At 44.3% G+C, this 25,766-nt stretch carries 18 protein-coding genes; 8 read left to right on the forward strand and 10 right to left on the reverse strand.

The annotated features are described in order from the left end of the window. Positions 1-43 precede the first annotated feature (43 nt). From ACO05V_RS14200 to ACO05V_RS14225, 6 genes are all read right to left on the reverse strand, one after another. Positions 44-553, reverse strand: coding sequence for a T6SS immunity protein Tdi1 domain-containing protein (locus ACO05V_RS14200; protein ID WP_421852665.1), 510 nt, complete (start codon positions 551-553; stop codon positions 44-46). After that, complete coding sequence (locus tag ACO05V_RS14205) at positions 543-3,725, reverse strand: hemagglutinin repeat-containing protein (protein WP_421852668.1); 3,183 nt, start codon at positions 3,723-3,725, stop codon at positions 543-545. Before ACO05V_RS14205 ends, ACO05V_RS14200 begins: the two co-directional genes overlap by 11 nt. A 722-nt stretch (positions 3,726-4,447) precedes the next feature. Continuing rightward, positions 4,448-5,302 (reverse strand): hypothetical protein, encoded by an 855-nt coding sequence (locus ACO05V_RS14210; RefSeq protein WP_421852671.1) that lies wholly within the window; start codon positions 5,300-5,302, stop codon positions 4,448-4,450. 44 nt (positions 5,303-5,346) lie between these two features. Further along, positions 5,347-5,613, reverse strand: coding sequence for a hypothetical protein (locus tag ACO05V_RS14215; RefSeq protein ID WP_421852674.1), 267 nt, complete (start codon positions 5,611-5,613; stop codon positions 5,347-5,349). Positions 5,614-5,873: 260 nt separating this feature from the next. Beyond that, entirely contained in the window at positions 5,874-6,587 is a 714-nt protein-coding gene (locus tag ACO05V_RS14220) for a hypothetical protein (RefSeq protein ID WP_421852677.1), read from the reverse strand. Positions 6,588-6,592: 5 nt separating this feature from the next. Continuing rightward, the gene (locus tag ACO05V_RS14225) at positions 6,593-8,089 is read right to left on the reverse strand and encodes a VENN motif pre-toxin domain-containing protein (protein WP_421852680.1); all 1,497 of its coding nucleotides are present in this window, start codon (positions 8,087-8,089) and stop codon (positions 6,593-6,595) included. A 255-nt stretch (positions 8,090-8,344) separates the two neighbouring features. Here ACO05V_RS14225 and ACO05V_RS14230 point away from each other — a divergent pair, with 255 nt between their 5' ends. From ACO05V_RS14230 to ACO05V_RS14250, 5 genes are all read left to right on the forward strand, one after another. Beyond that, on the forward strand, positions 8,345-9,214 hold the full coding sequence (locus ACO05V_RS14230; protein ID WP_421852683.1) for a lipase family protein: 870 nt from the start codon (positions 8,345-8,347) through the stop codon (positions 9,212-9,214). 225 nt (positions 9,215-9,439) lie between these two features. After that, entirely contained in the window at positions 9,440-10,381 is a 942-nt protein-coding gene (locus ACO05V_RS14235; protein ID WP_421852686.1) for an ABC transporter substrate-binding protein, read from the forward strand. 5 nt (positions 10,382-10,386) lie between these two features. Then, on the forward strand, positions 10,387-11,406 hold the full coding sequence (locus ACO05V_RS14240) for a FecCD family ABC transporter permease (RefSeq protein WP_421852689.1): 1,020 nt from the start codon (positions 10,387-10,389) through the stop codon (positions 11,404-11,406). After that, entirely contained in the window at positions 11,403-12,488 is a 1,086-nt protein-coding gene (locus ACO05V_RS14245; RefSeq protein WP_421852692.1) for a FecCD family ABC transporter permease, read from the forward strand. The genes ACO05V_RS14240 and ACO05V_RS14245 overlap by 4 nt, the downstream gene beginning before the upstream one ends. Continuing rightward, complete coding sequence (locus ACO05V_RS14250; protein ID WP_421852694.1) at positions 12,485-13,318, forward strand: ABC transporter ATP-binding protein; 834 nt, start codon at positions 12,485-12,487, stop codon at positions 13,316-13,318. Before ACO05V_RS14245 ends, ACO05V_RS14250 begins: the two co-directional genes overlap by 4 nt. A 50-nt stretch (positions 13,319-13,368) precedes the next feature. Here the strand turns inward: ACO05V_RS14250 and ACO05V_RS14255 are convergent, their stop codons facing one another. From ACO05V_RS14255 to ACO05V_RS14270, 4 genes are read right to left on the reverse strand one after another with little or no spacing between them, the layout of a single operon-like run. Further along, positions 13,369-16,089, reverse strand: coding sequence for an Hsp70 family protein (locus ACO05V_RS14255; protein ID WP_421852697.1), 2,721 nt, complete (start codon positions 16,087-16,089; stop codon positions 13,369-13,371). A 2-nt stretch (positions 16,090-16,091) separates the two neighbouring features. Further along, entirely contained in the window at positions 16,092-17,870 is a 1,779-nt protein-coding gene (locus ACO05V_RS14260) for an Hsp70 family protein (protein WP_421852700.1), read from the reverse strand. 3 nt (positions 17,871-17,873) lie between these two features. After that, the gene (locus ACO05V_RS14265) at positions 17,874-18,482 is read right to left on the reverse strand and encodes a DUF2760 domain-containing protein (RefSeq protein WP_421852703.1); all 609 of its coding nucleotides are present in this window, start codon (positions 18,480-18,482) and stop codon (positions 17,874-17,876) included. Positions 18,483-18,503: 21 nt separating this feature from the next. Then, the gene (locus tag ACO05V_RS14270) at positions 18,504-20,435 is read right to left on the reverse strand and encodes an ATP-binding cassette domain-containing protein (RefSeq protein ID WP_421852707.1); all 1,932 of its coding nucleotides are present in this window, start codon (positions 20,433-20,435) and stop codon (positions 18,504-18,506) included. A gap of 263 nt (positions 20,436-20,698) precedes the next feature. Here ACO05V_RS14270 and ACO05V_RS14275 point away from each other — a divergent pair, with 263 nt between their 5' ends. From ACO05V_RS14275 to ACO05V_RS14285, 3 genes are all read left to right on the forward strand, one after another. After that, positions 20,699-21,793, forward strand: coding sequence for an efflux RND transporter periplasmic adaptor subunit (locus ACO05V_RS14275; protein ID WP_421852710.1), 1,095 nt, complete (start codon positions 20,699-20,701; stop codon positions 21,791-21,793). Positions 21,794-21,804: 11 nt separating this feature from the next. Beyond that, entirely contained in the window at positions 21,805-24,951 is a 3,147-nt protein-coding gene (locus ACO05V_RS14280; protein ID WP_421852713.1) for an efflux RND transporter permease subunit, read from the forward strand. A gap of 241 nt (positions 24,952-25,192) precedes the next feature. Then, positions 25,193-25,759 (forward strand): DUF3237 family protein, encoded by a 567-nt coding sequence (locus tag ACO05V_RS14285; protein WP_421852716.1) that lies wholly within the window; start codon positions 25,193-25,195, stop codon positions 25,757-25,759. Positions 25,760-25,766: the final 7 nt, after the last annotated feature.

Here is a 25,766-nt window from a genome sequence, read left to right on the forward strand (position 1 = left end):
ACTTCTTCATCGCAGTTTCCCTTGCTCTGATCGCTCACTCTACTCATTCATAAGAAATATTATTAATGACCGATCCTATCGGTAAATTATTAATTTGTTTAGCAATATTAGCCATGGCTCGAAAGTGTTTATTTGACTCCATTATTATTAAATTATTTATAGACATAGAACCACCTAATGAAATTTCAACTTTAAAAGCAAAGTGTTCATTATAATCAGGTTTACCAAGCATTTTTATAGCTGATAGATGAAAATCGTAGTTAAGGGTTGCATTGGGATCTTCCAAAATCATTTCGAAAAACTCCTCTTGAGTAGCCTCAATAGATTCCAGCTCTCCTGTTTCACTCCAAAATATAGCTACATTCCCATCTAAAAGTGTTCCATAAGCTGTTCCAAACACATCTATCGCAAATAGACTAAAATTTGGTTTTAATGAGCCATACAAATCGCCCCATTCCTGCTCCCAATTATAGCTAGAATGGTCATAAAACCGAATTGCCCCCGAATATGCTGATTTGCCATCAAATTCAGGTAAGTTAAATTTATCCACCATTATCTTTTTCCAGTTCAACTTTATTATAAACAGTCCCCAAGGGATCATTTTTTACCTGATTAAACACCTTTGGTCCTGACGACCTATTAGGTCCGATCTTTAACCATTGGCCATTACTCTTAGCACAATCAGCACCACCAACACAAAGTTCAACTATATGATCTGCATCAACTCCGTCACTTGGAGGAGAGCCTTTTTCTTCAGTTAACCTCTTTCTAAATCCTGATCCTCTTACTGTTTTAGGATCCGTTCTTACCAATTCACCTGCATCAGCCGCTTTTTGCCACACGTCAAAGACATTTGCTTTTTCTTTAGGAACAATAATAACCTTATCAGAAATAGAAGTATTATTAGCTTTCGTAGTAGCATCACTTCCAGCTGACGTTGCATTCCCATCTGCACCCTTAGCATTTCGCATGCCCTTCTTGGTCGCTAAAGCTACTACGGCCATGGTAACAGCCTGCGTTTGTTCTTTCGACCATCCGTATTGGGCCGCTAACTCATCAACAGCGGCTCCTGCAGCAAGTTCTCCAGCAAGGGTTTTGTCTTTAAGGTTTATATCACGAAATACGTTAAGAATATCATCTTCTGTTGTGCCTGTAGAAAATGCATCATACTTACCGCTTTGAAGATCTGTGATTGCTAGTCCTTGCTGTTTTGTCTCAGCTAAACAGGCATCACTAGTAGCACCGCCTGCTGCGCAGTTAGCCACCATATTTTGTACATTTTGATCACTAATCTCTTCGTATTTTTCACGAGTCTCTTGCTGACAATCACTGTCGCCCTCACAACCAATAAGTTCATTGACCAATGCACCCATTTCGAGGGTGGTAAGGTAGTTATTCTCCACGGCATTCTGACCAGCTTGCCCTGCAGCGATGGCGTTGTTGACGTTACCTGTGGTGGTGCCCACTGTGGTCGACGCGGCGCCCATGATTGAGGTAATCGTTTGTTTTTGGTTGGCGCTCAGTTTTTCAGGATCGCTTGTGCCATACAACCATTTAGCCACAGCTGGAGCGGCGGCTTCGGAGCCGGCGGCGGCGATGCCTGCGGTGGTGGCGTCATTGCCACCTGCGGAGGCGACAGCAGCGGCCAATATGCCGTGCGCTAAGACGTGGGCGGTTTCTTGCCCTGCGCTCAGTTGGCCGTTTTCATTGTCGGCGGCAAGGCCTTTGAAGTATTGGCCAATTTGGTTGGCCACGGCAGGCGAAGCCGCCGCTGCCACTTGCCCTGCAAGGCTGTCGGTTGGAACGCTGAGTCCGGCGCTGATGGTGTTCGCCAGTAAGCTGTAGTTGTCCAGCGTGGCGGTTTGTTGGTCGTACTCTGTTTGGTTAATCCTGCCGTTTTTGAGTTGGGCGTTGAGTTCGTCTTTTTGTTTGTTTATAGAGTTGGTTATTGCGCCTTTAACCTCTTGCACATTTTTACTAAAGGCTTGGGTGACTTCACGTTGGTTGTTGATCTCCTGTTCAACGTCAGCTTGGTTGAAGGTATTTTTCAGCACACCGCTGTTATCCTGTGCGGTGTCGGTGCTGGTTGTCGTTTTGATGTCGGCTAGAGTTTGACTAACACTTTGTCCGGTCAACGCCTGCTGTTTATCTGCATCCGTGATGGCTAGGTTCGCAGTGTTGATACCACTTTGAGTGGTGCTTTGTCGGCTGTCGCCCGCAGAGCCCTGCCCCATAGAGTTGGAAAAACCAAATCCACTATCACCATGGCTATCGGTATTGGAACTGATACCCACGTCAACGCCCATGCTAGAACCACTGTATACCGCGTGATTCGCTAGGTCTTTTTGGGTCAAGGTGCCAGTGCTAAAGGCATTGTTGCCGGAGGCTTCCGCCTTGTCAGTAGAGGTGATCAAGCCGCCAACGAGGTTGGTATTGCCAGCCACATTGATCTGATAGCCTTGGTCACCCGCAGTAATACTGCTTTGTTGAGTAACACTGGCGTAGTCTGAATCCGTTTCTGATTGGTTATAGCTCACCGACACAGAGTCGCTATTTGCGCTTCCCCCTAGGTTAATGCCTTTACCTTGGCTTTCACTGTGGCTGGTTGAGGTAGCTTGCTGACTAACTACGTCTAAGTTATTGGTGTTGATGACCACTTCATTACCAGACAAGTTACCGCCTTGAATGCTTAGCTGATCACTGTTGCTCTTTAACGTGCCAGCACTTAGGCTGCTGTTGCTGTATTGAGTACTTTGACTGTTACTGTTGCTTTCACTGGTATTGACGCCGACGGACCCTGAAACACCACCGCCAAGGCTGGCTGTCACACTGGCACTCGCGCCTTTTGTTTGGCTGCTTGTGGTTTCTGCATAGGTATTCTTGCCCGCTAAGATATCAATGTTCTTCGCATTGGCTTCCAGTGTGCCTTGCGCCGAAATGGCAGAACCTTCAACGGTGAGGTTGTTTTGACCATTCAGCGACGCATTATTGCCGACATTGATCGTTGAACCATTCCAGTTACTTTGCGTGGCGGTCGTCGTGTTGGTCGTTACCTGTGTACTCACGCCCGCGGTTGCCGTGAAACCTGCGGTTGCAGAACTCAGTGTGGCTGTGACACCTGCGTTAACAACCGCTAAGCTCGCCAGCTTTTCACTCTTCTTAGCGGAATCCAGTTTGTTTTCGTAGAAGTCCAAATCACTCTCAGGCAGTTTGCCTTCGGCGACTTTTTGCTTGGCTTCGTCGTACGCAGCTTTGGCATCACTAACGGCATCTTTGGCTTGGTCTAACGCCCTGACGGCAAGGTAGGTGTCGGCATAGGCATTTTTCACCCCAACAGAAATCGTGTTGGTTTTGGTGATGCTGTCGTGGGTGGTTTCTGTGGTGGCTTCTCGACCACCGACTAGGATGTTTTCGCCTGTGATGCTGGCGTTGTTTTGTACATTGATGTCACTGGCTAAGACCGCAACCTTGTTGGTAGCCTTGATCTTAAGGTTGCCAGCATGGATGTCACTGCCCGCCCAGGTGTTCGCGGTGGTCGTGGTTCGCTCTGTTTGGTCGGTCTCGGTGAGACTAGCAATTGTCGCTTCGCCTTTTTCAGAGGAGAATGACGCGCCTTTGCCTGAAACCGTTTCGTCTGTGTGGGAAGTGGTGACAACAGTTTGTTCATGCGCCGCATCAATGGTGACGTTATTGGCTTGAAGGCTAGCGGTATCCGCAACCGACACCTTCGCACCGATTAACGCGAGGTTGTTTTGTGCCTGAATAGCGAGATTGTTCGCGGCGAGCGTTGAGGTTTGCTGTTTAACCAGTCTTGGGGTCAGATCAAGAAACTAGAGATACAATGGCTAATGATGGCACTGAGTATTTAAAGAACATACATCACGGTACCACGCCAACAGGTTAGTTTTTGATCTGACCCCAAACTCCTGGCTCTTGGCATGACAAAACCTCTCTTCCATGAGAAAAAACAATACTAGTTAAATACACAGCATACTTTTAAGCCGTCAAGTTTGTGTGGGTGTCCTGTTAAATTTCTGTTAAATTCTCTGAGAACGACTGGATTTAAAGCAGGAAGTGTATATGGACAGTGTGGACAGGACAGTTTTCAAGAAAATTTTTCTGAAAACAGCTGAAATTTAAGCAGGAGATGTCTATGGACAGTGTGGACAGGACAACTGGCTAGAAACCTAACTATCCCCTAAAAATAGGTGTCCACACGTTTGGAGAAGCAGCCACATAATTTGAGCGGAAAACAGATTAATTATTAACCAACAACTATTTTCGAACTGTTTTTTTCTGAAAATAATCGTAAGAAATGAATAAACAAACAGCCGTTTTCAAGAAAATTTTTCTGAAAACGACTGGATTTTAGGCAGAAAATGTCTATGGACAGTGCGGCCTTGACGGCACCGGAGCGCCCATATATGCCCTGTTAAATTATTATGTATTAGTTCATATCCAAAACAAATTCAGGTGGGATTCTCTGCAACTCTGACATGTCTTTTTCATCTAAACTTACAATGAACTTTCTGATTAAATATGGCATCATTTTATAAAAAAGATGGTATGCATCACCTTCCATTCTAAGTTTCACATCCTCTAAGATCGGTTTTAATTCATCCCACATAACAAAAGTAATATCTTCAATTCTTTCAGCACCTTTTTTAGGAGCTAAATTTTTTCTAACAATAACCACCATATCTACTGGTGGTATTATAATCGGAATCCCGTCTTCCCATACACATGCAGTTAATACCTTACCGTCCTTTCGAAAATACATAATACTAGGAATAAATACATCATTAGAAATATTATCTTGGAGCTGATTTTTATTTTTATTCCATAACCAAACGTTTTCAACTTTTTCTGATAGCAACGTAGGGATTTCTTTATTACTTAAAAAAGAAGACTCACAAACTAAACTATTTCCACGTAACCACGCATTAATAAACTTATCTGATTGGTAGTCACCAACGCCCATACCATTCATTTGAGGATCATTGATCATAAGATTATGAGTGCCTACTAGTTCCTTTAATTCAACATTTGCTTCTTTGGAGAAATATGATGGTTTTAAATAACCAATATTAAAAGCTATTGGGTAATGTCCATCTTCATCATGTTGCAAACTCTGTTGATATTCAAAGTAAAAATTGGCACCTGTTATTTTGTTTACATACCTAGCTTGTAAACTATTCGGTTCTATAAAAATCTCATAATTTTCTCGATGCTTAAAGTAAATTTTGAACTGTTCAGCGGATAATTCACCACTTTTAGGCTTTAAAAACAAATCGTAACTCATAATCCCCCCTTACAATAAAACTTAAAAAAACCTAAAAATAGACACTACCCACCATGCCGAGACCATAATGGTTCACCAACCACAGCCTCATATTCTTCGTTCGATAATTTATTCCACTTTGTGCTTTCCACCATATCAGCAATGATAACTTTCACTGATTGGTACTTATCGAATTTATCATAAAACATTATGGCATCCTCTGATACATTCTTAAAAGCTTTGAAATATCGGGCTAAAGCAGCAGACAGTGTAACATCACCTAAATTTAAAGTTGTATTCTTGGGTAGATTTCTAGTCAAACTCACTTTCATCACGGCACCACGCCAACAGGTTAGTTTTTGATCTGACCCCAAACTCAGCTTTTGATGACCATCAAATTTAACAACTGAAGCACCATTTGGATTAGGGTTATCGTAACGTAATGCTGGAACTTGACGCTGCTGAGTAGCTACATCACTAAAAGCACCTGCAGTGCCTGATTCAAAATCACGTGCGTTTTGTATCGCAGGATTTCTTGGTTTCCCTAAATTTTCACCGACAAAAGTTAGTCCTCTATTCGGGTTGTTTGGAACTATTTATTAAAAAGCATTCTCCTCAACTCATTCTGAACTTCTGCTTCTTCACCTGCTGCTGCTTTAAAGCACTCATCCTGTACATCAAATCTAAGTACGCTTCCTAAATCGGATACATTTTCTATAGCGAGATTATCTACACCTAAATCCTTCAAAAGAGCCTTGCTCATCCACATAGTTGAACCAACACATTCAATGTACCCTTTTTTCAGCTCCCATCGCCCAGGATTCCTAGAAACATCAATTACTTCACTTTCAAGAGGAAATGGCAATCCATTACTCTTTTTTGGTAGACTCGAATGATCTCGCCCTTCGGACTCATAGTAAACAATGTCTTCCATATTTTGCCAACGGTCATATTCTCCATCATATAATCTACCCTGAACAAAAGCGGGATCTTTTACCATTTGAGAAACCCATTTTTCTGTAGACTCTTTAGTAGCAGCCAGATTTTTTATATCTAATCTAGAAAAATCCAGATCAGCAATATATGAAAACTCAACACTACCCCCATTAAGCTCAATAAAGAAGCTATCGGCCTTACTCTTGAGAAGAGTCTTAGAAACATCGGCAAAACCTAGTTCTTTGCCATTTAATCCATCAACCACCTTTTTATCTAGATATTCTGGTTCAACTTCTTTCGTAAGCTTCTTCCATAACTTATAAGCTTCAGCGAAAGCTTTACCTTTAAGAACAATTTCGATTTGTACCATGATAATTATTTACCAAATTCTTTAATGATTACTGAAATATTTCGCTGCTTACCATACTCGATTAAATGCTTCGCATCATTAAAACCACCTGGCTGAACCCTAACATCCAATATTTTAGTTGCCGGAACGTCGGAAACAGTTATGGAAGTTTTTTGTAGGTGATCGATATGGGACCTCATATCGTACTCCCAAGATGTACCACGAGTATTAACTGTTTTGAGACTAACAACATTGTTTCCTTGTTGAAAATCAATCGAAGGGGAGTTATTAGATTTAAATGGTTCGCCAGTTTTTGGGTTAATGAAATTATCGGAACGAGCCCAATCTTTATAATCAGTTTCTGTAAGGTATGACTCTATTTGTCTACCACGAACCTTCGGATCTAGATCCCATACTTCTTTGCCTAACTTGTTTGGAACAACACTCCCAGCCTGCGCTGTAACTGTATTTACTTTGGATGTCGCAGTCGCTGCATCCTCTACAATATTTTTGGCTTTACTCAAGCCAGAAATAGCCGCATTTAAACTAAACGCACCCGCTATAATATCAACATTATCAAGAGCAGGCGCGACATACTCAGTATCTATATTACTTGATACATTAAACATTAAATTACGAGTATGGTCTTGTTCAACAGCAAGTTCTTTATTTGCTATAAAACCGCCATCTTCTTTAGCTTGCTTATCATAGCTACGATAAGCCAAGCCTGCTTTGCCCATTTCATTATTACAATCATTGTTTGCAGAACCGGAGCAAGCCGCGACGTAATCTGTCTCACGCTTTTTATCAAGGTTATTAAATTGATCAATTTGTGCGCTGAGCTCATCCATTCTGGCTTGGGTACATATGCCGACACAGTGTTGTAATTCGTCTTTCAATTCCAGTTGCTTAGATTTTTTCTGATAGCTTAAATAGTTATTCTCCACCGCATTCTGTCCCGCTTGTCCTGCGGCGATGGCGTTGTTTACGTTGCCCGTGGTGGCGCCCACTGTGGTCGACGCGGCGCCCATGATTGAGGTAATCGTTTGTTTTTGGTTGGCGTTCAGTTTTTCAGGATCGCTTGTGCCATACAACCATTTAGCCACAGCTGGAGCGGCGGCTTCGGAGCCTGCGGCGGCGATGCCTGCGGTCGTGGCGTCGTTACCACCTGCGGAGGCAACGGCAGCGGCCAGTATGCCGTGGGCAAGGTCATGGGCAACTTCTTGTCCTCCAGTTAGTTGGCCATCTTGGTTGTCAGCCGCAAGACCTTTGAAGTATTGACCAATGCCATAGGCCAGTGTTGGCGATGCCGCGGCAGCCAGTTGTCCGGTAAGACTGTCGGTTGGAGCGGTTATCGCTGCGCTAATGCCCTTCACTAATAACGATTTTGTATTTAAATCATCAAGCTGTGCGCTGTATGCTTGGTACTCTTCTTTACTAATAGAAGGATCGTTTAATTGCTCTTCTAACGCTTGCTTTTGAGCGTCTAGCTTGCCAACCAGTGAACCTGAAAGCTGTTGCACATTTTTGCTAAAGGCGTTATGGCCCGATGCTTCCGAATACGCTGTTTTTTTGAACTGAATTTTTCAGCTATTATCAGCGCATCGACCAACCCAAAGAGGAAAATCCATTAAATAAAATTGCAACAAAGGCCATGCTACAAAAAGCCAGAAAAATGCAAACTCACCAAAGCTATCAACCCAGGATAAACCTCTATTAGTAACAGTCATTTTTTAGTACTCTGGACTTCCCAATTATTATGTTGTTTCTATTCCCTCATGCTAAAAAACAAGCTCATTTTACTGTGTATTCTTATTGTTATGCCTTTCCAATTGGCGTTTGCTGCACCAGACTTTGCGTCTATTAAAGCCCAAGCTAAGTTATCGGATGACACCTATCTTGAAGCGAACACACTCGAGCAACGCCTGCAAGAGCAAGGTCAAACACTAGTTCATCAATCGTTAATTCCAGCGTCTCAGGTGAGTTACTTTTTAAGCAGTGCGGATGGCGTTCAGACACTTGCCATTAGAGGCACGGCAAATTTAGAAAATGCCATGTTGGATTTGGACTTAGAGTTAAAGCCAGATACTGTACTTGATATCAAATTGCACCAAGGCTTTGGTTCTGGTGCGAAAGCGGTTTACGAGGACATCAAACCTTTCCTTAGCAAAGATCAGCCAATTCACTTAACAGGCCACAGTTTGGGTGGTGCGATTGCGGTGATACTGGCCATGTATTTGCAGAAAGAGGGTTATTCGGTAGAACAAGTGATTACCTTTGGCCAACCGAAAGTCACCAATGTGACTGGTGCAAAAAAGTTCGATAACTTACCTCTAATCAGAGTGGTTACGCCAAACGATATCGTTCCTTTGGTTCCGCCACTCAGCCCAATGCAAATCAGAGACTTAGATATTTTTTGGCACATGGGTGAAGAAGTAATTTTATTAGGCAACAAAAAGTTTACCCAAACCAATGGCATAAAAAGCATGCTAAGAGCGACTAAATTCACTACATCGATTCCGAGTGAAAAAAATCTGCAAGCCCATCAAATGGCCACTTATCTCAAGATGATTGATCAGCTACAAACATCAGCAAAAGAAATTCCCTATAAAACAGACATTAATTTCTTTGGCTTCTCTTTGGACTAAAACCCTTTCAGCTTAACTTCGAACTCGAAGCGGAACGCAATTTTCAAAACAACACGTTCCGCTTTTCGTAACATTTAAATTGAGATTCCCTGTTTAAAAACTAATAAGAAGCGTTATCATTAGCGTCGCTTATTCGCCTGCCTATGCATCCGCTTCATTTTGCTGCCTTTATAATCAAAGTAACGAGTGATGTTGTGGTAGATATATTAATTAAAGGAATCCGTTATGTTGCCTAATCGCCCCTCTTTTAAAAAACTTTTACTTTGTGCTTGTGTCACCTCTTCTTTCAGTGCTTTCGCGGGTGAAATCACTATTACAACTAAATTCGGTGATGTCCACGTTAATGACAATGTGAAACGCGTGGTAACTCTGTCAGAAGACGCGTTAGACAACACCATTGCGCTTGGTATTAAACCTTTAGGCGCGGTCGCAACTCGTGGTGGTGATACCGTTTCAGAATATCTTGAAGATCGCGCTAAAGGCGTGAGTATCGTTGGCACATCACGCCAAAGTAATCTAGAAGCTATTGCCTCAAAACGCCCTGACTTAATTCTGACTTCGGCAACCTTGTCAAAAGAGCAATACGACATTCTGTCAAAAATAGCTCCGACCGTTGCGCCAGCATCACCAGGCATCGTTCCGGGAAGTTGGATGACTATTTCACGCTCATACGCCAAAGCGCTGAATAAAAGTGAAGAGATGGAAGCTATTCTTAACCAAGTTAGAAGCCGTCAACATGAATTAAAAACAAGGGTTACTGCTAAATTACCAGAAGGAAAACGCACTTCGACGATTGCACGTTGGATGCCACAAGGCCCTATTGTTATGTCGGCAAGCTTGTTTGCGAATGATGTTATTTCCGCTACTGGCTTTGATGTTTCTGATGCAGGTCTTGTTAAGGATAATCGCCCTCATAGCAGTCCTCTTAGCTTAGAAAATCTGACAAAAATTGATAGTGACTGGTTATTCCTTGCAACATTAAATACAGAAGGCAAAGATGCGCTAGAAGCCGCAAGAAAATCCCCTGCATTTTCCCGTCTAAATGTGGTTAAACAAGATCACGTGATAACAGTAAATGGCCAGCTATGGTCGAGCTCTGCAGGACCATTAGCAGCCCAAGCCATTCTTGATGATATCGAAAATACATTAAAAACTAAGATGCAATAAGTTCAATGATTAGTTGGTTTAGTTTGCCGGCTGCTCAACGGCCTTTGTTTGCTGTATTTGTGTCAGCGCTTATTTTGCTGACGCTTTGCTGTATTTTCAGCTTATTGTTGGGAGCCGGAGGTCTGTCTCCTACCGCATCTTTTCAAACCTTATTAGGCAACGGCTCAGCCGACGCAGAATTTACCGTATTTCATTTACGCGCAACCAGAACCGTCATTGGCCTGTTTATTGGTTTAATGCTGGGCATTGCTGGCGCACTGATGCAATCTGTAGCCCGTAACCCGCTAGCAGAACCGGGATTACTGGGCGTCAGCGCTGGCAGCTCTCTTGCCGTTGCGATCACTTTGGTGCTCGGGGCCAGTACGGCAACATTAACGGTTGGTGTTGCCCAGTTTGGTGCTTTGCTAGGCTGTTTATGTGTACTTGGCGTTGCTCGCATGCAAGGACAACAAAACGACCCAATTCGATTAGTGCTTGCTGGCGCGGCGCTTTCAAGCCTGTTACTCGCTGTGACGTCTTTGTTACTGCTATTTGATCAACGAGCCGCTGACGAAATTCGCTTTTGGGTAACAGGGAGCGTCGCTGGTCGGGATACCAATACGCTTTTATCCGTTTTGCCATCCATGCTAGTAGCAGGACTTTGCGTTCTTTACGCTGCCAAACCACTAGCCTCTTTGGCGCTTGGTGAACGGGTTGCTATTGGACTTGGTCACAAGCCAAAACGAATTCGTGGCGTGGTTATTTTTGCGGTCGCCTTACTGGTTGGCGGCGCTACCGCCATTGCAGGACCTGTGGCCTTTATCGGTTTGGTTGTTCCCTTTACTGCACGTGCTTTGGTTGGGCCAGATATTCGTCGCACTTTATGGCTATGTTTACCGCTTGGCCCCATTATTGTTATTACCGCCGATGTTATTTCTCGCCTTGTTGCCCAGCCAGCAGAAATGCCTTTAGGCGTTCTAACGGCAGTTGTTGGCGCTCCAGTACTATTATTAATTGTTCGGTCTCGTAGGCTCCCCACACTATGAATAATCAAAGCCTTGTCATATCAGACTCAAAGCAAGAAATCCCCACACCGCAAGGTTATCGGCTTTTTTCCATCGGAGAACATGCTCATTTACTTATCGAGCAACAAGCTGTCATCCGTAATACATGGCTATTAATTGCGTTATTTTGCGCCAGTGTAGTTACTCTTGGTTCCGGCACCATGCCGATATCACCAACAGAAGTAATTGCCGTGTTATTTGGACATGGCGACGCCATGAGCCAATTTATCGTGCAAGATTTACGCTTACCGCGACTATTGGCTGGGTTATTTACTGGTGCGGCTTTTAGTTTGGCTGGTTGTCTGATGCAAACCATGGCCCGCAACAGACTCGCTACGCCCGGAATCATAGGAATAGATAATGCCGCCATGGCATTTGCTGTGTCTTCCATAGTTGGTACTGGGATTTCATTAGCCCCATCGGCGATGGCATTAGCTGGTGCTGCCACAGCAACGGCTTTAGCATTTGGCCTAGCTGGCGGCAGTGGTACTCGTGGGTATCGCTTCATTGTTGCGGGTATTGGCATTGGTGCGATTGCTGGTGCCGTGACGCAGTTGCTATTAAGCCAAGTCAGTATCGATGTAGCAAACAGCGCCTACCCTTGGACCGTTGGTAGTTTAAGCGCTCGCGAGCCACTTATGGTCAACTTGCTAGGCGCTAGTCTTGTCATTTGCCTTATTGCTTGTCTGTTTTTTTCTACGCAATTTGCTCTTATGCCTTTTTCTGATCAAGTGATCACAGGCCTTGGTGCGAACATCAAACACATCAGAATCATCGCCCTTACCCTTTGTATTATCTTGACCGGACTGGCTGTTGCCGTGGCAGGCCCTGTCGGCTTAGTTGCCTTGGTTGGCCCCGAGATTGCCCGCGTTCTTGCTAGATATCGTGGAATCCCATTAGTCAGCTCAGCATTAACCGGTGCTTTAGTGATGATTCTAGCGGACCTTTTTGGCCGCACTGTTTTATCTCCAATTGAATTGCCTGTTGGCATCGTTACTGCCGTAATAGGTGGGCCTTATTTAATTTGGATACTCGTTCGACGCTCTTCAAGGAATTCATTATGACGGTGACGTCTCTTCACAATGATAAAATTTCAGATCTCTCTTTCCAGTCACGTCTTGGTGCCAGCAAACTGACCCTTAAACACGGCAAAGTCAGCATTATTGAAAACCTAGACGTTTCGCTTCCCGAGGGAAAAGTAACGGCCATTGTTGGGCCAAATGGCTGTGGCAAATCAACACTATTAAATGGTTTGTCTCGTGTTCACTCGCCCGCTTTTGGAATTGTACTGTTAGACGGTAAAGACATTCATTCTCTGCCTTCCAAAGAAGTCGCAAGACGGCTTGCATTATTACCACAAGACACGCTAGCGCCAGACGGCATCACCATCGAAGAATTAATTCGTTTTGGCCGCCATCCACACCAAAGTTTGTTAAAACAATGGGCGATGGATGACCAGCAAGCGATTGACTACGCTTTAGATGCCGCGGATTTACAAGGACTGAAAGATCGACTACTAGACACGCTATCTGGCGGACAACGCCAACGTGCTTGGATCGCCATGTCAATTGCCCAAGAAACGCCTTTGCTATTGTTGGATGAGCCTACGTCTGCACTGGATTTAGGGCACCAAATTGAAGTATTTGAATTGATACAAAACCTTTCAAGACAAGGCAAAACCCTCGCCATGGTCGTTCATGACTTACCAAGCGCTTGCCGCTATTCTGATCATATTATTGCAATGAAAAAAGGTGAGATCATCACCCAAGGTAGCCCAAAAGACGTGATGACCAAAGAGCTTGTGCGCGAGCTATATGGCGTTGAATGCGACCTAATTCCAGATCCGATGACTGGCAGCCCTATTCTTATTAATATGAAACGAGTAAGAAGCTAACAAAGCAAGGATACAAACAGACCTGAAAATCAGATCTGTTTGCTACGAAGCTACAAGCGCAATCCAATCGGTAAACTCTCCCCGACTAACGCATTAAGCTCGTCGCTGTTAATCTCAATTTGGCTTTCCAAACGCTCAAGCCATTGGGCTGGGCATTTATCTTTTTTAAGTTTATTGGCCACTTTCTTGCGCAAAGCGATAAGCTTGTCTGATTCGCCGACACTGACTTGGCTCATTAGAACGGCTGCTAGCCCTGCTTGCTTACGCTTCTTCCAATCTTCTTTAAGAGTAACTTCTAGGATCGGAAGCAGTTTGTCTTCAGCAATTCTTTGCTCTTGCTTGCCAGATAATAGATGACGAGAGGCAATTCGCCCTATTGTCCACCAAGCCGTGTCCGGCTCAGAAGTCTTTTGCAAACGTTTCAATAACCAATCAATCGTGGTGACTTTGTCTTCATTCGACAAACTCTCCAACGCACCAACCAAACGAATTAAATCGTCGCTGGATTTAGTGGTCAGAGCTTTCATTTTGTCTCGTGAACGCTGTCCTGTTGGTGAATAATATTGGCTAAATTGTTTAAACAAATATGTCTGCTGTTCCGCAGATAAACCACCCGCAATACGACGATACAAGGTCCAATATTGCCCCCAAACTGGCGCCGTATCGAACTGAGCACCGGCTTTAGTGGCATTTACCACTTGCTGAACACGAGCCAAATCATCCGCCGCACCGAAACCTGGGCGCAAACAATAGCCCATCAGCTGCAACCATTGACGCTCATGTTGAGCGCTTTTGGTTCTACCCGATTTAAGACTTAAAAGCTTATCAACCAAACGTCGTGAAGTAGCAAGATTCCAATTATCTCGATTGCCAAGCAACTGATCCAAATCTTGCTTAAGGGATTTCACCAAGTCCGGATTTTGCTTTTGCCCTGCGCTAGAAAAACACTTCGCCAAATGCTCTTCCGCTTGACCCATATTCGCATGCAACAAGCCGCTTTCATCTGCTTGCTCTGACTCTTGTGATGAACTGCCATGAGTTGAAAAATCCAAACGCCATTGGTCTTTCTGATTGTTGGCGTTTAACAGCACTTGCAATACGCCGACTTCGGTCATTTGTACTGACAAGGTTACCGCCGTTTCTTGGGAATCGTTGGAACCGTCTAGCTCTGTCATCAAGGTAGAAATATAGTTCAATCCATCTTGATCACGTACCTTGCCAACCACACATTCAAAATGATCATCGGAGCGATACAAAGGAAACTGTACTTGCTGACCAAGAGTGACAAAGAACTCTTGGTCTAAACGAATAACTTCGCCTTTTAAAGTACCTTTTGGCAAGATGCCGACGAATTGATCCTCGCCAACTTTCAGATACAAACTGTGCGCCACACCACTTTCAATGCGCGTACTTTCGCCCGCTAAGGCGTTTAAATACATGGCCGCACCTTTGGCAACCGCATCATTAGGTTCGTCCGCGGTACAAGCAAGAATAGGCTCAGCAGACCAAGCATTAAGTTGTTCGAACAAACGTGATTTCAAAACTGGACTATTAAACAGACCACCGTTAAACAACACAGCATCAGGCATAGGCGAGCCTGTTGCGGCTTCAATAGCTGCTTTATGCTGTTGTAAAAACGCCGCTAGATGGCGAGTAAAAGCGGGATCAGACTCATAAGGCAAGCCCAAGGTGTGCATGGCATAATCGCTCTTTTGCACCTTTTCATCCTGATTAACCAAAGGAAAAAAACCGCTGCGTATTTGTTCCAGCAAGGCTTCTCTCGACACATCAAATTTTTGCGAGCCACCGATTAAACGACTACCACCACCAAGCACGGTAATACTTAGGGATTCCGGTGCGTCTTCGCCTAACAAGGTTTCTTTGGCTTGACGAGTTTGCTGGACTAAAGCCGCTAAGCGCGTGGCTGACAGCGCTGAAATTTGTTTAGGATCTAACTGAAACGCCAAGGCTTGATCAAGGTTATCGCCACCAAGCAACAGATGCTCACCCACGGCAATACGTTTAAGAGAAACGCTCTTCGCCATGGCTGATGTAGGCTGAATAGCAACCAGACTAAAGTCACTGGTACCACCGCCAATATCGACCACCAAGAGCATTTTTTTATCGGCCAATGTGGCAAGTTTTTCATCATTACTGATGTAGTGATAGCAAGCCGCTTGCGGCTCTTCTAGAAGATATAAATCGTTTAGACCTGCTTGTTTAGCCGCTTCCAAGGTTAATGCTCGCGCTTCTTCATCAAACGATGCTGGCAAGGTTAACGCGATGGTTTGAGATTCTAACGGTGCATCAGCAAAGCGATGATTCCAGCTCTGCTTAATGTGTAATAAGAGAATCTTACTCGCCTCAAGTGGGCTGAGCTTTTTAGGAAACTCACTCGCCCAAGGCAAGATCGCCGAGCGACGATCAACTTGACGATGGCTCAACCAGCTTTTCGCACTTTGTACCAACTGCCCAGCGCGACGCTGGCCCAACGCTAATGCCCCAACGCCAACGATTCGTTCTTTATCATGATGACGCCAAGGTAAAACTGGGTCAATTTTTCCAATTTCATCCGACGCCAAGACATAAATGGCACTCGGCAAATGCGTAAATTCCAGCACTGAACCATCTGCCATCACCTGTGGAATGGGCAGCAAAGTCGGCGTATTTGAAGTCGAATGCTCCGATATTGGAATGTAAGAGACGACACAGTTGGTCGTCCCTAAATCAATCCCAACTCGATAAGCAGAATGAAAAGCTGGCTGTGTCATGGTTACGCTTCCCTAACTTGAAACTCAATGGTCCAACTTAGGTCAGATTGGGTATCATGTGCTTGCAATAGCAACAATCCCAACTCGGTAACACGAGCGGTTAAATATATTCGCACCATGTCACCCGCTTGATAATGACCTGCATCCAAACGAACCGACAAAGGGTTCAATTCATCGAGTTGAGCAACCGAAAAAGACGCAATAACTTTACCTACAGATTGCGCTTCGCTGTTTTTTGATTGGAAAAAACGGAAGGTCACGCTTTCGCCAACGATAAGCGAAAACTCATTCGGCAGCATTTGCTCTTCAGAGCCTTCCTCCAAACCAAAAGGTGCAACACAAATAGCATCGACAGGAGGCGCCATGCCAGGAATCGCTGGCATTGGGCTAGCGACACCAATGTAATAATTGGCCGCTAAACCACTTTTAACTTTAACACCGCCTTCCGCTTGCACTTGAGCATAGTAAGTCGCGCCTTTGGCAACCGCATGATCCAAATGCGATGGCGTCAGCATGGTTAATTCTCTGCCGTTCAACGAATCAGACAACATAGCGGCTAAGCGAGTTTCTAGGGTGCTACGAATCACATTGGCGTTAAACACACCGCCATTTAACAAAATCTTCGTAGGCGTCACATCATGTTGAGCTAAGAACTCACTAATGTGGCGGGTAATCGCTGGATCACCTTCGTAATCCAAATTGATCGCACTAAAACCACTGCGTGCTGATTTTTGAGCTTGCTCACCTAACTTTGCTTGTGGGAAGAAACCATCAATCAAAAGCTGCTGCACATCCTTTTGCGTCAAGGTCGCTTTAATGCTGTTATTAAACAAACTACGGCCGCGACTTGGAACGACAACGCTCACCTCCTCTAGATCAACATTGGATAGCAAACGCTCTTTTGCTTCTCGGCACGCCTGCGTTAAACCGCTAATTTGCCAAGGCTCAAGGTTGGTGCCATTTTGTGCTAATTGAGCCGCCAAATGATAGGTCAGCGTCAAATCCATGTTATCGCCACCAAGCAAGATATGACGACCCACCGCCACCCGTTCTAAACCAAGGGCGCCCTCTTTTTCGACGGCTTGGATTAACGACAAATCCGTCGTGCCGCCACCAACGTCGATCACTAAAATATGTTCATTAACGTCTAGGCTATCAGCCCAGTTTTGCTGATCGCTCAACCATGCGTAAAACGCCGCTAATGGCTCTTCGATTAAACGCGCACGTAAGCCAACTTTTTCCGCTGCTTGCTCGGTGATAGCGCGAGCTGCGGGATCAAATGAGGCAGGCACTGTGATGACTACGGTTTGCTCAGCAATCGGCGCATTCGGAAATTGGTTTGTCCACGCACTGACTAAATGCGCTAGCAAGGTTTCCGCAACTTGCGCTGGAGACACTTTTTCCACTTCATCCAGCGCATCCACCGGCAAAACCGCTTCATCAGCACTGACGCGAGAATGGCACAACCAGCTCTTAGCGCTTTGCACCAATCGACCAGAAGATTTTGCGCCCAATTCACGAGCCAGCTGACCCACAATCGAAGGCGCTTTGCCCCAAGGCAATTGCAGATCGCTTTCTAAGAATTCGGTATTGTGGGGAAAATACACAAACGAGGGTAACAAAGGACGAGCATCAACTTGGCCTGCCGCAATAAACTGCGGAATGGCCAATTGTTGAATACTCCCTACTTGATTCGTTTCTGCTTCAGCTTGATTAGATGGCGAATAATAGACAGCCGAATGCGTGGTACCTAAATCGATACCGATGAAATATTGACTCATGAGTTATACCTCGATTTCAGCTGGCGCTAGAATATTCAGGCTTTCAGTATTGGTTACTTTTGGCAGACGCGTTTCTGTCACTTTCCAACCGGGATGAATCAGCGTGCCAGAATATGGGCCATCGCCTTCCACTCGACCTTCTAGCTTGATCTGTTTTGCATCGTAACCAGATGGTACTTCTACACGGCTATTTTCCGTGGCGGTGTTCACTACGGCGCTAGACACCACATCAATAGTAAAGTGTTGTTTTAATACTTTCGCACAACCCGCGTGGATTTGGCGAGAGGCTGCACCCACGTCGGCATCGCTGTAATCATCGATGCTTTCTTGGATGAAGTCGATAAAGCGGGCTTCTTGTTGCAACAGTTGCAGTAACTGATGTGCACCGTCAGCGTTAACTGTGTCCAACACTGGCGCAGCGACTTCGATTTCACGAATCACTTCAACTTCTTCTGTGATAACTTTCGGTTCAACTTCAAAGGCAAATTGCTCGCCTTGACCAACAGTTTGGCAGCGAGCGGCGTAATCGCCGCTCGCCATGTATTTAAAAAACTGACCAAATGCGCCAAAAAAGCGCGGTACAAATGAAACTGGTTTTACTTTATTCGTCATAATTTACCCGTTTTGCGCAGTTTATCCGTTTTGCATCTCTTCAAGCTCTAACCAACGCTCCATGGTTGTTTCAAGCTCTTCTTCTTTATGCGCTAGCTTTGCCAAGGTTTTTTGAACTTTATCCGCATCACCAGCATAAAATTCTGGTGCGCTGGTTGTTACATGTAAAGCCGCAATTTCTTCTTCCAACTTCGCAATGGTCGCTGGCATATCATCAAATTCACGCTGAATTTTGTAGCTTAATTTGGCCTTCGGTTTGGCTTGCACAGTAGATTTCTGGCTAACCTCTTCCGCTTTTTTCGCTTCTGCTTTGGCTTTTTCTTTTTTGCTTGGCGCGTCGTCAGTTTGAGAAGTAGATTCCGTTGGGAATTTACCACCTTGACGAATCCAATCTTGATAGCCGCCCACGTATTCTTTCACTCGACCTTCGCCTTCAAAAGCAATCACGCTGGTCACGACGTTATCGAGGAAAGCACGGTCATGACTTACCAATAACAAGGTGCCATCGTAGTTCATTAGTAGCTCTTCAAGCAGTTCCAATGTTTCTACATCGAGGTCGTTGGTTGGCTCATCCATGATCAAAAGGTTGGCTGGGCGAGTAAACAATTTCGCCAGTAATACACGATTTCGCTCACCACCAGACAAAGCTTTTACTGGAGTACGAGCACGCTCAGGTGGGAAAAGAAAATCGCCAAGATAGCCAATAACGTGTTTGTTCTGACCATTGATTTCGATAACGTCTTTGCCTTCGCCAACGTTTTCAGCAACGGTTTGTTCTGGGTCAAGTTGTTCACGTAGCTGATCGAAATACGCAACATTCAGCTTCGTACCTTGACGAACAGAACCTGTCTCTGGCTCCAGATCTCCCAAAAGAATTTTAAGGAAGGTACTTTTACCACAACCATTTGGACCAATCAGACCAATTCGGTCGCCGCGATTCACTACAAAATCCATTGGTTGCAGGATCACCTTGTCTTCAAAAGAGTGACCGACTTGTGTAAATTCCGCCACCAGCTTGCCAGACTTATCTTTGGTCTCAATCGCCATTTTAGCATTGCCTTGGCGATTAATACGTTCAGAACGTTCTTCACGTAAGGCTTTCAAAGCACGAACTCGGCCTTCATTACGGGTACGACGGGCTTTAATGCCCTGACGAATCCACACTTCCTCTTCAGCCAAACGTTTGTCGAACAAGGCGTTTGCGCGCTCCTCTTCTTCAAGCATTTTTTCTTTGAAGGCAAGGAAAGCGGTAATGTTACCGCTAAAGGAAATCAAATTACCGCGATCTAATTCGATGATGCGGTTGGCCAATTTTTCTAAGAAACGACGGTCATGGGTAATAAACAAGATCAAACCACGGAATTGCTGAAGCTGTTGTTCCATCCATTCGATGGTTGGAACGTCCAAATGGTTAGTCGGCTCATCTAGTAACAAGACATCTGGGTTGGAAATTAGCGCTTGCGCCAAAATAACACGACGACGCCAACCACCAGAAAGCTCGGACATCAATTTGTCAGCTGGCAAAGCCAAACGCTGAATCATGTGATTTACGCGTTGTTCTAGATCCCAACCTTGTATTCGATCTAATTCGGTCTGAATGTCACCTAATTCATTTGAATGGTCATTCTCGAAATCTTCTAATAGCTTAAAGTAACGCGACATTAGTGAATGCGCTTCACCAGCACCTTCACTTACGACCTCACGAACGGTTTTCTCATTCGCATCCGGCAGTTCTTGTGGTAACTGTCCAATGGTCATGCCACCTTCTAGACGAACCATGCCTTCATCGGCAACTTGCTCACCTGAAATAACTTTTAACAGTGTCGACTTACCCGCACCATTACGACCGATTATTGCAACACGTTCTCCAGCTTCTGCTGAAAAACTGATTTTTGACAGCAGTGGATTATGCCCAAAAGCAACACTGATCTGTTCTAACGACAATAGACTCATATCTATCCATATAAAGTAAAAATTTTGTGGCGGTATAGTATCATCCTTCTAAGCGAAGGTTCAGCAAATAGACGTGACTAGACATCAAAAAAGAAACGAATTTTTCTCTACAAGAAACATTTTCAGCAACTTTGGTCACAAAATAGCGATTTTATCTTGCTATTGTGTGCACAATCTTTAATCAAAAACACTTTCTCCCTTATTATATTACGAATATACTAACCCCAACATAACGATAATTTTTATATTTCTCGGAGTCTCGAATGGAGCTTAAAAGCAAGGTAGGGCCAATTACAGCTGTGGTCGTTGCCATCGCAACCGTAACCTGGATGTTTGCAGGAGGTAATGGCGTTACGGTTAGCCCAACAGGCAAAAAAACCAATGAGAATACCGTTTCCTCACAAACAACGGAAAGCAAACTAGCTTATCCAGTACAAGCCAAAACCTTAATTACTAAAACCATTGAAATGCACTTACCATTAAGTGGAAAGACCTTAGCGGATGAAACCCTGCAGCTTGTAAATAGTTACCCCGGACGTATTACAAAACTACCAATAGAAAAAGGCCGTTTTGTTAAAAAAGGCAGTTCCATTCTACAAATAGACACTCGGACACTAAAAGCACAAATAGAACAAGCAGGCTTATTGGTTAAACAAAAGCAGCTTGAACTCGATGGTATCAGAAAATTGAATGCCGGCAATTTGACATCAAAAGTCAATCTAGCCCAAGCAGAAACGGATCTTGCTTCAGCGAAAGCAGCCGAAAAAGCATTACAAGTTGATTTAGAAAATGCGAACTTAACCGCTCCCTTCTCTGGTATTTTGAACACATTAGATGTTCAAGAAGGGCAAGTATTAGCGGCTGGCGCTGTTGTTGGCAATTTGGTTTCTGTGAATCCAATAAAAGTGAATGTAAATATTCCGCAGAATAAAATTCAGCTCATCAAACTTGGCACCCAAGGTAATATTAAGCTCGAATCTGGCTATGAGGCAGAAGGCTTTGTTTCTTATATCAGCACAACCGCTAACGAATCCAGCCGAACTATTAGTGTCGAAATGCAGGTAGATAATCCAGATAATGCCATCCCTGCTGGGTTAACGGCTGCTGTTGACTTTGTGTTAGATAAACAAAGAGCTCACGCTTTTTCTCCAGCACTTCTCACCTTAGATGACTCAGGCAGAACCGCTATAAAAACCATCAGCATAGACAACACTGTCGTTGTATCACCGGTTGACATTATCAAATCAGAACGCGATCAAGTTTGGGTGCTCGGCCTTCCCGATAATGTGAACATTATTACCGTCGGACAAGGTTTTGTGTCTGCAGGCGATAAAGTTGAAGCTCACTACCAAAACTAAGGAGGCTCAATATGCAAACATTGATTGAGGCGGCCTTAGCTCGCTCTCGTACCGTAATGATGTTTTTCGTACTCATACTGATAATGGGGACGGTTTCTTATATCGAAATCGCCAAAGAAAGCGACCCTGACATCACTATTCCGATGGCTTATGTTTCTGTTTCACTGAAAGGTATCTCGCCAGAAGATGCAGACAGTTTATTAGTTCATCCTCTAGAAAAAGAGCTTAAAGGGCTAGAAGGTTTAAAAGAACTTAAATCGACCGCCTCTGAAGGTCATGCCTCTATCATGCTGGAATTTGAGTCTGGCGTAGATATTGATCAGGCTATTAGTGATGCCAAAGATAAAGTAGACCGAGCAAAGAGTGAATTACCTGACGATGCCGACGAACCCACCGTCACAGAAATTAACCTCTCGACCTTCCCTGTTTTGCGAGTCAATTTATCAGGCAATGTCAGTTTCGCTACTCTTAGTCGCACGGCAAAAAACCTACAGGATTCTATTGAAGCAGTTGATGGTGTTTTAGAAGCAAAAATAAGTGGCGACCGAGATCAACAAGCGCAGATCATCATTCGTCCTGAACAGTTAGAGTCGTACAATCTTTCTTTGGTCGATGTTGCTAACTTTGTCTCTGGCAACAATCGATTGGTTGCAGCAGGTAATTTAGATACAGGCGCTGGGCGTTTTTCATTGAAAGTTCCAGGGCTGCTCAAAACCAAAGAAGACATTCTTAATCTCCCAATTAAAGCCGATGGCGATCAAGTTGTTTTATTAGGTGATATCGCAACAGGCGAACTAACCTTCGAAGACCCAACGAGTTACGCACGTGTAGAAGGCAAGCGCAGCATTACACTTGCCGTTTCCAAACGTGTCGGCGTGAATATTATCAACACCATTGAAGCCGTTAAAGCCGTTGTGAAAAGCGAGAGTGAACAATGGCCAGATGGCATCGAATACAACCTAACTGGCGACAAATCAACCGACATTGAAACCTCTCTAAACGACCTATTCAATAACGTTTTAGCGGCAACCTTGTTGGTAATGATAGTCATCGTCTGGGCTCTTGGAGTACGAAGTGCTTTCTTAGTCGGCTTAGCTATTCCCGGAGCCTTCCTGTCAGGGATTTTAATTCTCGATTTGCAAGGCTACACCATCAACATGGTGGTGCTATTCGCTTTGATACTCAGTGTCGGCATGCTGGTAGACGGAGCGATCGTTGTGACTGAATATGCCGATCGAAAATTAGCGGAAGGCGCGTCGAAGCGGCAAGCTTACAGTGAAGCCGCAAAACGCATGGCGTGGCCAATTACCGCCTCTACCGCTACGACGTTAGCGGTTTTCATGCCCTTGTTATTTTGGCCCGACATAGTCGGAGAATTCATGCAATTCATGCCTATTACCATCATAGCCACACTGGCTTCATCTTTGGTGATGGCATTAATTGTATTGCCAACCATCGGCTCTATTATTGGCAAAAAAGGCGCCTACACAGACAAAACCATGCGCGCGCTGCGCATCACAGAAACTGGCGATCTCAGCGAACTTACTGGTCCTACAGGTTTCTATGGACGAGTACTAACTCGTTTAGTCGAGTACCCTGTTTGGGTTTTACTGTTCACAATAATTCTACTTTTCAGCATTTTTGCTAGTTATGGCAAATTCGGCAAAGGTGTTGAGTTTTTTCCTGATATTGAACCAGAGTCGGCGAATCTAGATATACGCGCCCGTGGAGACCTATCTCTGGAAGAAAAAGACGCATTAGTAAGACAAGTAGAGCAACAGATCATCGGCACACCTGCACTAAAAAGCGTTGTGGCAACCACTTATGCAACACCCGGCAATAATGCAGCACCAGACAGTATTGGTTCGATAAGTATGGAATTTATTGACTGGTACAAACGCGACTCCGCTGGCGTCATTTTGGATCAAATAAGAGAAAGAACCAAACAAATCCCTGGCATTGAGATCAGTGCCGAAAAAGAGCAAGGCGGCCCACAATCAGGCGCCGACATCCAGCTACAACTTAGCTCAAACTACTCTGAAGCACTAAATATTGCCGCTGATGAAATCAGCAAACAACTTTTATTGCGAGACGAAATTATAACCGTGAGCGATGACAGATCTCTTGCAGGTATTGAATGGCGTATCGATATTAATCGCGAAGAAGCCAGCCGATACGGCGTCGACGTAAACAGTCTTGGCAATGTAATAAAACTGGTCACTACTGGGATAACATTGAGCGACTTTTTACCAGATGGTGCGGATGACAAAATTGATATCGTTTTACGCTATCCCGTCAATCAACGCAGCCTAGATCAATTGGATCAACTACAGATTTCAACGAATCAAGGCAGTATTCCAGCCAGCAATTTTATTCATCGCTACGCAGCACCAAAGCAAGGTGTGATAAACAGAACCGATGGCAAGAAAACCATTAAAATTGATGCTGACGTTAAAGATGGATTAGTGGTTGATGAAGTCATCAAAGCCATTAAAGTGAAACTGGACGCTGCTGGTATAGACAAATCCGTTAGTTATGAATTTAGAGGTAATACAGAAGACCAACAAAAATCCATGGTCTTTTTGATCAAGGCCTTCGGTGTCGCTTTCTTTATCATGGCGATCATTCTGGTGACTCAGTTTAATAACTTCTTCCAGTGTCTATTGATTTTAAGTGCTGTAATATTTTCGACCATGGGCGTATTCATTGGCCTAATGGTAAAAGGGCAGCCATTTGGCATTGTAATGAGCGGGGTTGGCGTTATCGCCTTGGCTGGCATTGTTGTAAACAATAATATCGTTCTAATCGACACCTTCAATGGCTTACGTAAACAAGGCATGATGGTGCGTGAAGCTGCGATCAGAACAGGCGTTCAGCGTCTAAGACCGGTTATGCTAACCACCATTACGACCATTCTTGGCTTGGTGCCGATGGTGTTTCAATTTAATATTGATCTGATTCACCAATCCTTCAGTATCGGTGCTCCATCGGCTCAGTGGTGGACACAATTATCCACTGCCATTGCTGGTGGCCTCACCTTTGCAACGCCATTAACACTTATTCTAACGCCTTGTTTATTGGTTTTAGGCTATCGCCGTAAAGAACGAAAGCAGCGAGCAGAACTCGAAGAAACAACAGAGCAAATAGCTGCAGAATAAGAAAGTCTATCTAAAACAAAGCTAAACTAATCAAAAAAAACCACAGAGGTAACATTTGCTTCTGTGGTTTTTTAACCCTTTAATTTCTTTTTACAAACCGCCATTACTAACACACCTACTCCGCATAGACACGAGACAAACCAAATTGGCATATCCTATTTGGGAGATGTATCAAACAATATAATTGATACATTAAAAGGCTAACTAAAAAAATAATCACAAAGGAAACGAGGAACATAAAATGAAAAAATTCACCAGAATAACTAAAGTCGCAGTCGCAATGTTATTAACTTGTTCGGCGATCTCTGTTGTAGCAGCAGAAGTTGTCAGACCTGAACTTGGATCATGGCCCCCAAAAATCACCGTGCCAACCAATAAGTTAGTATTAGAAGGGATTGTCGATTTAGATAAATACGTTGAAATTGGTAAGTCTGACAAAGGCTACCGAGGCATTGCTCCCATTACTGGCGGTGAATTTCATGGTAAAAACGGATTTAAAGCAACCGTTCGTGCAGGAGGTGCTGATTGGCAATTAGAGCGCCATGATGGTGTATGGGAACTGTTTGCGCTTTATTCCATTACCACAGATGACGGAACAAACATTGTTGTCGACAATCGCGGTATAGCCATGGATCCAGCTGGTGGTGGAACACCAGTGCAAGATTGGTACATTGCTACCAATCCAACTTTCCAAGCCCCGATTGGTAAATACGATTGGCTAAATAAAAGCCAATTTGTAGGAACGGTTGATGCAGCACCCGACGAAAGCTACGTTATCGTCCGCGTCTACGAAGTCCTGACTAAATAGTAATAAA

The organism is Marinomonas sp., from assembly GCF_965225885.1.
GTDB lineage: Bacteria > Pseudomonadota > Gammaproteobacteria > Pseudomonadales > Marinomonadaceae > Marinomonas.